Genomic DNA, 13,521 nt, shown 5'->3' on the forward strand with positions numbered 1-13,521 from the left:
CATTATCATAAATCGATCAGATAATAATATAAGTTTTTTTGAAAATTCTTGACATTGTATATTGAGTATATTAAAATATACTCAATAAAACTATGAAGAGAAGAGTAATCAAACTCAATTTTTTTACAGAGAGCTTTAGATGGTGAGAGAAAGCAAAAAACAGTTTGGTGAAAAAAGCCTCGGAGTTGTACACAGGATCTTTACTTCACTAGAGTTTATCTTAAAGTGAGGTTGCTTCTTAAAAAAGAAAGAAGTTTCCTTTAGGAAGAGAGATGGTGTAACGGGTGCTCCCGTTATAGAGCTAGGGTATAAGCTTAATATATTTTATTGTAAAGCCGTACTTGAAAAGGTTAATATGGTGACATATTAATAAACTGGGGTGGTACCACGAAGTTGAACTTACCAAACTCTCGTCCCCAAGACTAATGTCTTGGAGGTGAGAGTTTTTATTTTGCAAAAAATTTATTAATGGACGAAAGTAAAGTAATTTAATAATGAAATTAAGGTAAATAAGTCTAATTAAATACTATAATGAGGTGTTATTTAGCTTCATAAAAATTACGAGAAATTAAAGTTAAAAAGCAAAATTGAAAGGTGGTACTATTATATATGTACAATGATTATGTAGAATTAAATAACTTACAAGAAATAATGCAAGATGCCAATGAATTTAACGTTGAGAGAATAAAAAAATTAAATGAACTTTTAAGCAGAGGAATCAATCCTTATCCCTATACTTTTGAACCAAACACTACTTCAACCTATATAACAAAAAACTTTGATAATATAGATAGTGAAGAGAGATTTATTTTATCAGGAAGAATAATGCTTTTAAGAAGAATGGGTAAAGTAACATTTTTAAATTTAAGGGATCAAAATGGAAATATTCAAGTGTATATAAGTAAAAATGATCTTGGTGAAGATGCCTATGGAGTTATTAAACTTCTTGATGTAGGAGACATAATTGGTGTAGAAGGATTGGCTTTTAAAACAAAAACAGAGGAAATAACTATTAAAGCTCTAAATGTTACCGTGCTTTCAAAATCTATAAGACCTCTTCCAGAAAAATATCATGGAATTCAAGATATGGATTTAAGACAAAGACATAGATCCCTAGATATGATAATGAATGAAGATGTAAGAGATAGATTTGTAAATAGGGCTAAAGCTATGTATGCCATAAGAGAGTTTATGAATTCTAAAGGATTTATGGAAATGGAAACCCCTATTTTAGATACAAAATATGGTGGAGGAGAAGCTAAACCATTTATAACTAATGTAAATGCATTAGACTGTGAAGTATTTATGAATGTATCTCCAGAGTTATACTTAAAAAGATTGATGGTTGGAGGCATTGATAGAGTCTTTAGTATGGGACGTTCCTTTAGAAATGAAGGAATAGATAGAACTCACTATCCAGAATTTACATTGTTTGAATGTTACATGGCTTATGCTGACTATAATGATATGATGAGAATTATGGAAGATTTATATGACCACGTATTTACTAAAATCAAAGGAACAACTAAAGCTGTATATGACGGTGTTGAAATTGACTTTAAAGCCCCTTGGAAGAGAGAAACTATGTGTAATCTAGTTCTTAAAGATACAGGGATAGATGTGGAAAGATTAACTAAGGAAGAAATAATACCTCTAATTATAGAAAAAGGATTATTAGAAGCGGAGCAAAGGGATGGATTTAATATTGAAGAAGCAAATAAAGGAGACTTAATACTTACATTATTTGAGGCTTATTGCGAGGATAAATTAATAGAGCCAACCTTTGTAATAGATTTTCCATTAGATTCGTCTCCACTATGTAAAGTTCATAGAGAAAATCCAGAGTTAATAGAAAGATTTGAACCTTATGCCTTTGGAGTAGAACTTGGAAATGCATATTCAGAACTTAATAATCCATTAAGACAAAGAATTTTACTTCATGAGCAAGCAGCGAAATTAAGAGCAGGACTTGAAACTGCTAGCCCAATGGATGAAGAATTTGCAGTAGCTATAGATGTAGCTATGCCACCAGCAGGAGGTCTTGGAATAGGAATAGATAGAATGATGATGTTTCTAACAAACTCATCGTCTATAAGAGATGTAATTGCTTTTCCATTAGTAAAAAGATAATTAAAAGATAATATAAGAAGAGTTAGTTCAAATTTTACTTAGATTTAACCTTAATTTGCATGAAGATATGAAAAAAATTTATTAATATTAGATTGTAAATTGAATTGTTGGTAAAACTTAGTTTAATTATAGAGGTAGCTCTTCTTAATTTTGCATGTAAATTTTAATGAAATTTATTAATTATAAAGGGTAAAATGGGGAAGAATAAATTATAAGAGACTTTATTAAAAGCTGACAACATTTACAATAGCAAATTTATAGATATTTACTCAAATGCATCCAATAATAGGTTGCAAGGAGTAACTCTAAACATTAAAATTGACTTAAGTAAGTAGTGATTTAAGAAAATAATAACCACAATAAAGCTAGGGGGTAATATAGTGAAAAGAATTGCAGTATTGACTAGCGGTGGAGATTCACCAGCAATGAATGCAGCAATAAGAGCTGTAGTTAGGATTGGAATTGAAAATGAAGTCCAAGTATTTGGAGTACATAGAGGATTTAATGGGCTTATTAATGGGGAAATATTTGAGATGGATAGACACTCTGTTTCTGATATAATTCAAAGAGGTGGTACTATCCTAAGGACTGCTAGAAGTGAAGAGTTTAGAACACCTGAAGGGAGACAGAAGGCGCTTAATGTTATTAAAGTCCTTAAAATAGATGGAATTATAGTCATTGGTGGAGATGGATCCTTTAGAGGAGCTAAGGAATTAAGTGATTTAGGTATACCAACAGTTGGAATACCAGGTACTATAGATAATGATTTACCTTATACAGATTATACCGTTGGTTTTGATACAGCTTTAAATACAGCTATTGATGCCATAAATAAAATTAGAGATACATCTAGCTCCCATGAAAGAGTGAGTGTAATTGAAGTTATGGGAAGAAACTGTGGAGATTTAGCTTTATTTTCAGGTATTGCTGGTGGGGCAGAACAGGTAATAGTTCCAGAAAAAAAATTCACAATTGAAGATATATGTGAGAATATTTTCAAAGGAAAACGTAATGGTAAGCTTCATAATATTATAATCTTAGCTGAAGGTGTAGGTGGAGCACAGAAATTAGCTAAAAGCATAGAGGAAATAACGGGTATAGAGACTAGGGCAACGGTGCTTGGATATATACAAAGAGGCGGAAGTCCAAGTGCTTTTGATAGAATTTTAGCTTCAAGAATGGGTAGTAAAGCGGTAAAAGTGTTGTTAGAAGGAAAGACAGCAAGGCTTATTGGTATAAAGACAAATAAAATTATAGATATAGATATAAAAGAAGCTTTAGATTTAAAATCATGTTTTAATGAAGAGTTATATAAATTAAGTGTAGATTTGTCGAATTAATGGGTTATAGATATTGTAGAATTACAAATTTTTTAATATAATTTTATATAATGGTAAAGTTATCTAGGCAAAAGAATTTAAATCTATGAAATATAAAGGAGGATAACTATGAAGAAAACTAAAATTGTTTGTACAATGGGACCTACTACTGATGAAAAGGAAATTATAAAAAAGTTAATTGAAAATGGTATGAATGCTGCCAGATTAAATTTCTCTCATGGAAGTCATGAAGAACATAAGAGAAGAATAGATATGGTTAAGGAAGCAAGAGCTGAATTAGAAAAGCATATTGCTATATTACTTGATACAAAGGGACCAGAGATTAGAACTGGAAACTTTGAAAATGGAACTGTAGAACTTAAAGAAGGAACAACTTTTATCGTTCATTGTGGAGAGGATATTATAGGAGATGAGAGTAAATGTTCTATTACTTATAAAAACCTCTATAAAGATATAAAACCAGGAAACATACTTTTAATAAATGATGGATTAGTGGCATTAAAAGTATTATCTATAGAAGGTAAAGAAATAAAAACTCATGTTGAAAATACAGGAGTTATAGGAAATCACAAGGGAATGAATGTGCCAGGAGTTAAATTAAATCTTCCAGCATTAACAGAGAAAGATATAGCAGATTTAATGTTTGGTATAGAAAGTGAAGTAGATATAGTAGCTGCATCTTTTATAAGAAAAGGTACAGATGTTCTAGATATAAGACATCTTCTTGATAAGAATGGTGGAGATTATATTCAAGTATTTTCAAAGATTGAAAATAGAGAAGGCGTAGATAATATTGATGAAATTATAAGGTATTCTGATGGAATTATGGTAGCAAGAGGGGATTTAGGAGTGGAAATTCCTACTGAAGAGGTACCAGTAGTTCAGAAGATGATTATACAAAAATGTAATGAAGCTGGAAAGCCCGTAATTACTGCAACTCAAATGTTAGATTCTATGATTAGAAATCCAAGACCTACTAGAGCAGAAGCTTCAGATGTAGCTAATGCCATCTTTGATGGAACTGATGCTATAATGCTAAGTGGAGAGACTGCCAGTGGTAAATATCCAGTAGAAGTTGTAAAAACTATGTCTCAAATAGCTATGAAGGCAGAGGAATATATAAACTACGAGGAAAGTTTTAAGAAAAGAAGAAAGTTACATGTTGCTAATGTGCCTAATGCTATAAGTGTAGCTACATGTACAACAGCAATGGAGTTAAATGCATCAGCAATAATTACAGCGACTCAAAGTGGTCAAACTGCAAGACAAATCTCTAAATATAGACCGGAATGTGAAGTAATAGCTTGTACTCCTTACGAAAGGGTTGCAAGAAGTTTAGCACTAAATTGGGGTGTGTTCCCTGTAATAACTCCAAAATTAAAGGATACAGATGAATTAATAGATAAGACTTCAGAAATTGCATTAGCAGCTAATTATGTAGAGAAGGGTGATCTTGTAGTAATTGTTGCCGGAATACCAATGAACTACATAGGTAGTACAAATATGATGAAGGTTCATATTATAGGAGATGTACTTTTACAAGGTAAAGGAAGTAATTCTGGTACAGCTTTTGGAACAGTAATGCATGTAAATAATTCTAAGAAGTTTTTTAATTCTCTAGATGAAAAGCAAATTATTATAGTAGATAAATTAAGTAGAGATTTTTCAGATGTGCTTAATGAAGTTGGTGGAATAATAGTAGAAAGCGATGAGATGAGTTCTAGTGTATTACTAGAATGTGCATCAAGAAACATTCCTATTATATATAATGCACAAAACGCATCTTCAATTATAAAATCTGGATGTTTTATAACTATGGACTCAAAAGTAGGAATGGTATATAGCGGCAAAGCTAATATTAAGTAGTTTCATCCAAGGAATTATTTAAAAATTAAGATAATTATGGTATTTATGTAAAATTTATAAAAAATATTGAAATTATCTGAAATTTAATGTATAATTAATAATCCAATGGATAAGACTTAAAATATAACATTTTTGGCAACTGATTCATTATTGACACCCGCTAAGGGTGTCTTTAATTTTTTCGAGAGTTTTCATTTAGATATATTAGCATTAAGAAGTAGCTATAATTTTAGGCCTACCCCGTGCATAAAAAAAATATTTTTCCACATAATAGTATTATCTAATAACTTAAGATAATAATTAAGAATAGGAGTGCTATGAATGAGTGGAAATTTAGCATGTAATGCAACTAATTGTACACACAATAATTCTGGAATGTGCACCGCTAACAGTATTCATGTACAAGGAGCAAATGCTCACTCTAGTGAGTATACTCAGTGTGGAAGCTTCACAGAAATGGGAATAAAAAATTCTCTTTCCAATGTATATAATATGAATATTGGAGGAGAAGTTAAACAAAGCTTTAATAATTTCTCTGGAGGTACAGGACCAAGAATAGTATGTGATGCAATAAACTGTAGGTATAATATCAATAAGGATTGTGTTGCAAACTTTGTACACATTAATGGGGTAGGTGCAATAAGTAGTAATAGAACAGACTGTGAAACTTTTAAGATTTAATTCACTATAGTAAGGGTAACTTTAGCTAATTTTATTAATAATCTAAAGTTGCCCTTACTTTAATTTTATATTATGACTACTTATTATGGTTAATTGACTAGTTTTCTGATAAAATTAAAATTAATTAGAAGCTAATAAAGGGTGGTTTTATGAAAATACGTAAAGAGATAAGTAAGGTTAAAGTTATAGAAGAAGCTGAAAAAGAAGAGAGAGAAAGAGTGGAAGCTTCATTAGAAAAAGAAAGATTTCTAAAAGAGGATAGGGAAAGTGAAGAAAGAGAAGCAGAGATAGAAAATCTTATTTTAGAATTAAACAATAATCATGCAGATATAGAAATTGCAAAGAATAAGGATTATATAATTAAAATAGAAGGATATGGACATGAAGGAGAAGGGGTAGGTAAAATAAATAACTTTACTGTGTTTGTTAAAGGAGCCATAAAGGGTGAAACAGTAAAGATAAAGCTTATAAAAATAAGTAAAACCTATGGTATAGGTAAACTATTAGATGTAATTCTCTCATCTAAATATAGGACAGAACCCATATGCCCAATTTATAAGAGATGTGGAGGCTGTAATCTTCAACATATATCCTATGAAGAACAACTTAACTTTAAAACTCAAAGAGTAAAGGATGTTATGGAAAGAGTAGGAAAGATAGAAGGATTAAAGGTACATAATACTATGGGCATGGATTTCCCATATAACTATAGAAATAAGGTTCAGTTACCAGTTGGAAATAATGATGGAAATATAGTAGTAGGATTTTATGCACCAAGATCCCATGAAATAATAAATATGGATCACTGTTATATACAAAGTAAAATAGGTGATAAAGTTGTTAAGATCCTTAAGGAATGGATGAAAGAGAATAAAGTAACTCCTTATGACGAAAAAAATCATAGTGGTGTAGTTAGACATATAATGATTAGAGAGGGTTTTCAGACTAAGGAGGTAATGGTTGTAATAGTTACTAATGGAGAAAAGTTACCTAATATAAAACCACTTATAAAATCTCTTAGAGAAGAAATTTTAAATCTTAAATCTATAATTCAAAATGTAAATAAGGATAAAACAAATGTGATTTTAGGTAACAAATCTATTACTCTATGGGGAACAGATACAATATCGGATTATATAGGTGAATTTAGATTTAATATATCACCATTATCTTTCTTTCAAGTAAATCCTGTACAAACAGAAATGCTATATAAAAAAGCATTAGAATATGCAAGTCTTACAGGAGACGAGGTTGTATTTGACGCATATTGTGGTACAGGGACTATATCACTGTTCTTATCTAAAAAAGCTAAAATGGTATATGGAATTGAAATAATACCAGAAGCTATAGAAAATGCTAATGAAAACAAAGTAATTAATAATGTAAAAAATGTGGAATTTATAGTAGGAAAATCAGAAGAAGAAATTCCGAAACTAATTGAAGGCGGAATATACCCAGATGTAATTATGCTAGACCCTCCAAGAAAGGGTTGTGAGGAATCACTTCTACATGCCATAGCAGAAGTAAAACCTAAAAGGATTGTTTATGTATCCTGTGACCCTGCAACCTTAGCAAGGGATTTAAAGATTCTTGAAGAATTAAATTATAAAGCAGTGGAGCTACAGCCAGTAGACATGTTCCCTCAAGGACATCATACTGAGGCCGTTGTTAAGCTAGAGAGATAACTAATGAACACTAAAATCCTTGAAACCCGCATGAACAGAACAAATAGTTATATAGTTATATAGTTATATTGTTTAATAGCTAAATAGTTAACTAGTTATATAGTCATATATTTAAATAGTTAATTAGCTATAGTAAAATATCACAATAACAATTAAAGAAAGTTATACAAGAATCCATGTACAAACCAGTAAAGATTAAAAATAATAATCTTTACTGGTTTTTTATGTTGAAAAAATATTTAGGTTTTATGATTAATGTTGAAATGTGACAAATGAAATTCATTGATGAATCTTTGACAATTAGATAAAATTGTAGATAAGTATATTACTATTGATTTACATATAGTATAAAAATATACTTATAAGTAAAATATTATTTGAGGGGGAGTAACTATACAATGAAAAAAATAAATTTTCCATTACTTATTGGAAGTATAATTGTAATATTTTTATCAATTGTAGCTTTATACCCAGGATTTTTCGCGTCAAAGGATCCTCTTTTTGAAGAAACACCTAAGTATATAGAATACAAAGAGGATGGTAAATTGGTAGAAAAGTTTGCGTACAATCCAATGCCACCTAATAAAGATAATATTCTTGGAACAGATGATGCTGGAAGAGATGTATACTCAAGACTTGTATATGGAACTAGAAACACATTAAAATTGGCACTTCTTATAACTATATTTAGAATGATCTTAGCCCTTCCACTTGGATTAGCTGCAGGAATGGGTGTAAAGTTTGTTTCAAATATAATAAAAATATTTAATACATTTTTTACTGCAATACCTATGCTTTTATTTAGTTTTGTTATTTTGAATATAGGATACTTCAGAAATTTACAAATGGATAAGTCAATTTTTGCTTTTGCAATAGTACTTACCATTGTGGGATGGGCTAAATTAGCTGGAATAATTGAAGATTCCACTAGGATGGTTATGGAAGAAGATTTTATTGAAGGTGAGATAGCTATAGGGAAGACAAAACTACAGATAGCACGGCAAAATGTGTTACCTCACATATTACCAACTAGTATAAGCTTGTTTTTTAAAGAAATGGGTATGGCGTTGTTTTTAATTGCTCAGTTAGCAGTTCTTTATATTTTTGTTGGAGTAGCAAGACAAGTTAAGGCACTAGCCTTTAGAGCAAATTATCAAATGATTTTAGAGCCTGAATGGGGAGGTACTCTCTCAAGAATTGCAATAAACGTTAAAAAATATGAAACAACATATTGGATGACTCTTTATCCTATATTGGTTTTTAGTGTTGCAATAATTGGAATAAATCTTACAGGAGAGGGACTTAGAATAGAATTTCAAAAGAGGGAGTCTAGAGTTATTAGTTCTATTAGAAAGATTTCTTACCTAATATCACCAAAAATATTTATCTCACAGCTTAAAGATATTAAGAAGTACTATAAACCTGTAATTATCAAGAGTTTAATTATAATAGGTGTTATTGCATATATAGTAATACCTTGGCATCCAAGCCTTTATAAATTTGACATAAACCAAGCTAAACTACATGTTGAAGAACTTACCAGTGATAAATATAGAGGCAGGGTAGCTGGAACAGAAGGAGGCCATTTAGCAGGAGAATATATAATTAACACTTTAAAATCATATGGCTATGAAGTTAATACTTTAGAAATACCACTAACAACTACCATAAAAAGTTCAGAAACTAACACTGAAGAAACTATTCCTGAAATTCTGGCTCCTGTGGTAATTGAATCAGGATGGATAAAGGTTACAGATGACAATGGAGAAGAAAAGACCTACCAGTTGCATAAAGATTTTACAATTGCAACTGTAAGTAAAAACATATTTATGACTAAGAAAAAAGAAAAATTGCATTACAAGGGAGTTGCAGCAGACCTTGAAAATGCAAATAATATACCAGAAGGGACAGAGTTCTTTTCTATTAAGAGGGAATATAGTGGTTTAGAATTTGATTCTTTTGGTATCCAAAATCAAATAACAAATGAATTAGGAGAAAGTTTTAATTATGATATACAGTTTATATTAGGTGAAGGCTATAATACTAGCAATAATACCTACTTTTTTAATTCTACAGATATTATTCCTTTTGATGAATTAAGGGAAGTGTTAGAGAAGGGTTATAGAGAAGTTGAGATAAGCTTTGACTATCCCAAGATACCAAATTACAAGGGACGTAATATTACTGCATTTTTACCTGGTAAAGGCAAAACCTATGAAGAACCAGGTGAGTTAATAATTATAGGGGCAAGCTATGATGGTGTCTATAAAAATGGAACTGACAGTACCTATGCTATGACAGCAACTCCTACTGCAACAGCATTGGAGGTGGCAAGAATGTTATCTCTTACAGAAGAACCATTGAAAAAGTCAATCCAGTTTATATTTTGGGATAATGAGTATGACAAATTTAAATATTCAAAGGTTGATGGCTCATATCATTACAGTGTAATAGAAGGTATGCCTGTAAATATGGCAATGTCACATGGATATTATTATTTTGATATAAGCTATCCAGGATATAAAGAAGATAAAGATTTAAATCTTATAACCTTTCCAGCTCAAATAGCAGAGAATAGTAATTATCTAATGGGATTAGAGATAGAAAAACGATTTAAGCAATTAGATGTAAGATATCAAAGATTTCACGAAAATTATGCAACTACAAATGCTTTAATTAACATGAGATTAAATGCACTTTCAAGTGTTGGAATAGGGAATTCGTCAACAGATGGAGTTAATAGTGGTATTGATAGTATAAAAAATATAAATTATAGAAGAATGGAGAGTATTGGACAAATATTAGTAGATACCATGACAATGAATTCTTATATGATGGATTAGTAAGAAACCTTTGAAAGGAGAAAAACCATGATAGAAGTAATAAATCTAACTAAACAATTTTTAATAAAAGACAAAATTTTTGGTGTGAATAAAGGGGTTGTACATGCAGTAAATGGTGTTAACTTTAAAATAGAAAAGGGGGAGACTCTGGGTCTTGTTGGAGAGTCAGGAAGTGGTAAATCAACCATAGGGAGATTGATATTAAGGCTCTTAGAACCAAGCGAAGGAAAGATATTTTTAGAAGGAAGAGATATTAGTACCATTAGCAACAAAGAGTTCCGAAAGCTAAGAAAGAATTTACAAATAGTTTTTCAAAATCCCTATTCTGCATTAGATTATAAAATGACTATTGAAGATATTTTGATTCAACCACTTCAAATACACAAAATAGTTGAACCATTACAATACAAGAAAGAAGTAGGCAAATTACTTGAAATGGTAGGATTGTCAGCACAGGATGCTAAGAAATTACCTCATGAATTTAGTGGAGGTCAGAGACAAAGAATTGCAATAGCTAAAGCTTTAGCAACAAGACCTAAGTTTGTAGTATGTGATGAATCTGTATCAGCTTTAGATGTATCTGTTCAATCACAGATACTCAATCTTATTATGGATCTTCAAGAAGAGTTTGGTTTATCCTATTTATTTATATCCCATGATCTAAGTGTAATAAGGCATGTAAGCAACAAAGTAGCAGTAATGTATCTGGGGAAAATAGTAGAGAAAGGTAGTGTTGATGATATTTTTGATTCTCCAAAGCACCCATATACTGAGGCTTTAATGTCAGCTTCACCAGTACCTGAGCCTAGTAGAAATATTAATAGAATAAAGCTTCAAGGTGAAATACCTAGTGCAATGGATATACCATCAGGATGTGCATTTCACAATAGATGTCCTAAAAAAATGGCTAAATGTGAAACTATTGAGCCAGAACTTATAGAACTTGACAATGGAAGGTTAGTTTCTTGCCATTTGTTTAAAGATGGGAGGAGTAAAAATGAAAGCTGAAATATTAAAGGTGGTAACTAAAAAAGTTCTTATGAATATATTAATACTCCTTGTAATTGTATTCCTTGTTATAGCTGTAACAGGAATACCATTAGATTTTGATATAGTTTCATACAATGGAAAACACACACCTAATATGAAAATGGATGGAGTTATCCAAAACATAAGAAATAACTTTAAAATATTTTTGAGTGGTGAAGAATTTAATATTAAGGTTCAGGGAGAAACTATAGGACAACTATTAGCTAAAACAGCAACTAAAAGCTTATTTATATTATTTTTTGGAACTCTTTTAGCAGTTGTTATTGGAATTCCTAAAGGAATTATAGATAGTAGAAAGAAGGAGAGGAGTGGAACAATAAAATTACTGCAATCTCTAATACCTCTTTCAATCCCAGATATTTTAACAATAGTACTTGTACAGATGGGTGCTATATACTTATATAATAAGGGAATTTCATTATTGGGTTTAGGATCACTGCCAGCATTTGGAGATGAAGGATTTGTAAATGCAATTTACCCTATAATATCAATATCAATACTTCCAGCAGCATATATTGCAAGGATAACAGCTACTACAATAGAAGAAAATTTTGAAAAGCCATATATACTAGCAGCTAGGGGAAAGGGATGCTCTAGGGTTCAAATTATAAAAAACCACATGATGAAAAGCATAATTTATGGAGTATTATCTGGATTTCCAACAGTTATGGGGATAATGTTTTCAAGTCTTATTATAGTCGAAAGATTATTTTACTTTAGAGGAATGGGATTTTATATGATACTTTTTTATACAACAGATTTGATTCCACCATATGAAGGTGGAATAGCCTTTACTACATTTATTTTATTTCTGGCGATTTTTTATTATTTAATTTTTATGATTTTTAATGTGTTAAAAGATATTATATTGCCTAGGACAAAATTTCATTGAGGAGGGATAAGATGACATTACTTCAGGTTAAAAATTTAAAAACATATTTTTATTTGAATGGAAGGGAATATCCTGCAGTAGATGATATAAACTTTACCCTAGATGAAGGCAAAACAATGGCAATTATAGGTGAGTCTGGAAGTGGTAAAAGTGTGACTGCTTTATCTATCATGGGGTTAATTGATGCTCCAGGAAAAATAATTGGTGGAGAGATATATTATAAAGGAGAAAATTTGCTTAAAAAGAGTGAAAAGGCAATGAGACAAATAAGGGGAAATGAAATATCTATGATATATCAGGATCCAATGACTACATTAAATCCTATGAATAAGGTAGGAGAACAGATTGCAGAAGCTCTCATAATTCATAAAAAAGTTAGTAAGAAGGAAGCTCAAAAGGTTGTTATAGAGTTAATGAAAGCCGTTGGTATTACGGATGGAGAAGAAAGATATCATCAGCTTCCTAATCAGTTTAGTGGGGGAATGAGACAAAGACTTATGATAGCTATGGCAATAGCTTGTAAGCCTAAAATATTAATAGCAGATGAACCTACAACGGCTTTGGATGTTACAATTCAAGCAGAAATTTTAGATCTATTACGTAAACTTAATAGGGAATACAATATGTCCATAATATTAAATACCCATGACTTAGGGGTAGTAGCAGAGATGGCAGATGAAGTGGTAGTTATGTATTGTGGAAAAATCATGGAAATGGCACCTAATAAAGAATTATTTGAAAATCCTATAAATCCATATACTAAAAAGCTTATGGAGTGTATTCCCAGAATAGATGATAAAAAGAGGAGATTAGAAACAATTGAAGGATATGTGCCACATCTATCACAATTATCAAAGGGATGTAGATTTTCAGATCGTTGTCATGAAGCCTGTGATAAATGCAGAAATGAATTGCCAGATTTAAAAGAGGTTTTTAAAGGACATTGGTCTAGATGCTGGCTTCATGAAGATTAGTTTAGGGTGTTTTTAAATAAATCATCTAAAAAAATAACATTTTATATATAAGAAAATTCA

General features: G+C 30.7%; 9 protein-coding genes and 1 other annotated feature. All 9 genes read left to right on the plus strand.

The window, feature by feature from the left end; translation table 11 throughout:
• The first annotated feature begins 83 nt into the window (after positions 1 to 83).
• Positions 84 to 421: a binding site (T-box leader), on the plus strand.
• A 188-nt stretch (positions 422 to 609) separates the two neighbouring features.
• The 9 genes from lysS to B3J31_RS08585 all read left to right on the plus strand — a co-directional run bounded on the left by lysS (position 610) and on the right by B3J31_RS08585 (position 13,461).
• Positions 610 to 2,130 (plus strand): lysine--tRNA ligase, encoded by a 1,521-nt coding sequence (gene lysS, locus B3J31_RS08545; RefSeq protein ID WP_150841610.1) that lies wholly within the window; start codon positions 610 to 612, stop codon positions 2,128 to 2,130.
• Positions 2,131 to 2,510: 380 nt separating this feature from the next.
• Positions 2,511 to 3,470 (plus strand): 6-phosphofructokinase, encoded by a 960-nt coding sequence (gene pfkA / locus B3J31_RS08550; protein WP_150841609.1) that lies wholly within the window; start codon positions 2,511 to 2,513, stop codon positions 3,468 to 3,470.
• 108 nt (positions 3,471 to 3,578) lie between these two features.
• Positions 3,579 to 5,336 carry a pyruvate kinase gene (pyk, locus tag B3J31_RS08555; protein WP_150841608.1) on the plus strand — a complete coding sequence of 586 codons (1,758 nt, stop codon included), beginning with the start codon at positions 3,579 to 3,581 and terminating at the stop codon, positions 5,334 to 5,336.
• 321 nt (positions 5,337 to 5,657) lie between these two features.
• Positions 5,658 to 6,017: a DUF1540 domain-containing protein gene (locus B3J31_RS08560; RefSeq protein WP_035132134.1), complete on the plus strand. Its 360-nt coding sequence runs from the start codon at positions 5,658 to 5,660 to the stop codon at positions 6,015 to 6,017.
• A 149-nt stretch (positions 6,018 to 6,166) separates the two neighbouring features.
• Positions 6,167 to 7,702: a 23S rRNA (uracil(1939)-C(5))-methyltransferase RlmD gene (gene rlmD / locus B3J31_RS08565; protein WP_346873873.1), complete on the plus strand. Its 1,536-nt coding sequence runs from the start codon at positions 6,167 to 6,169 to the stop codon at positions 7,700 to 7,702.
• Between the two features lie 398 nt (positions 7,703 to 8,100).
• Positions 8,101 to 10,545 carry an ABC transporter permease subunit gene (locus B3J31_RS08570; RefSeq protein ID WP_346873874.1) on the plus strand — a complete coding sequence of 815 codons (2,445 nt, stop codon included), beginning with the start codon at positions 8,101 to 8,103 and terminating at the stop codon, positions 10,543 to 10,545.
• 27 nt (positions 10,546 to 10,572) lie between these two features.
• Positions 10,573 to 11,553 (plus strand): oligopeptide/dipeptide ABC transporter ATP-binding protein, encoded by a 981-nt coding sequence (locus B3J31_RS08575; protein WP_346867122.1) that lies wholly within the window; start codon positions 10,573 to 10,575, stop codon positions 11,551 to 11,553.
• Positions 11,543 to 12,487, plus strand: coding sequence for an ABC transporter permease subunit (locus B3J31_RS08580; protein ID WP_346873875.1), 945 nt, complete (start codon positions 11,543 to 11,545; stop codon positions 12,485 to 12,487). Before B3J31_RS08575 ends, B3J31_RS08580 begins: the two co-directional genes overlap by 11 nt.
• Before the next feature lie 11 nt (positions 12,488 to 12,498).
• On the plus strand, positions 12,499 to 13,461 hold the full coding sequence (locus tag B3J31_RS08585) for an oligopeptide/dipeptide ABC transporter ATP-binding protein (RefSeq protein ID WP_150841603.1): 963 nt from the start codon (positions 12,499 to 12,501) through the stop codon (positions 13,459 to 13,461).
• The last annotated feature ends 60 nt before the right edge of the window (positions 13,462 to 13,521 follow it).

This window comes from Clostridium sp. UBA5988 (assembly GCF_002435615.1).
GTDB classification, from domain to species: Bacteria; Bacillota; Clostridia; order Clostridiales; family Clostridiaceae; genus Clostridium_J; species Clostridium_J sulfidigenes.

Bases quoted from the DNA above. Each gene is read 5' to 3' on its own strand.
- rlmD (WP_346873873.1), top strand. From the start codon at position 6,167: ATGAAAATACGTAAAGAGATAAGTAAGGTTAAAGTTATAGAAGAAGCT.
- B3J31_RS08580 (WP_346873875.1), top strand. From the start codon at position 11,543: ATGAAAGCTGAAATATTAAAGGTGGTAACTAAAAAAGTTCTTATGAAT.
- lysS (WP_150841610.1), top strand. From the start codon at position 610: ATGTACAATGATTATGTAGAATTAAATAACTTACAAGAAATAATGCAA.
- B3J31_RS08560 (WP_035132134.1), top strand. From the start codon at position 5,658: ATGAGTGGAAATTTAGCATGTAATGCAACTAATTGTACACACAATAAT.
- B3J31_RS08575 (WP_346867122.1), top strand. From the start codon at position 10,573: ATGATAGAAGTAATAAATCTAACTAAACAATTTTTAATAAAAGACAAA.
- B3J31_RS08585 (WP_150841603.1), top strand. From the start codon at position 12,499: ATGACATTACTTCAGGTTAAAAATTTAAAAACATATTTTTATTTGAAT.
- pyk (WP_150841608.1), top strand. From the start codon at position 3,579: ATGAAGAAAACTAAAATTGTTTGTACAATGGGACCTACTACTGATGAA.
- B3J31_RS08570 (WP_346873874.1), top strand. From the start codon at position 8,101: ATGAAAAAAATAAATTTTCCATTACTTATTGGAAGTATAATTGTAATA.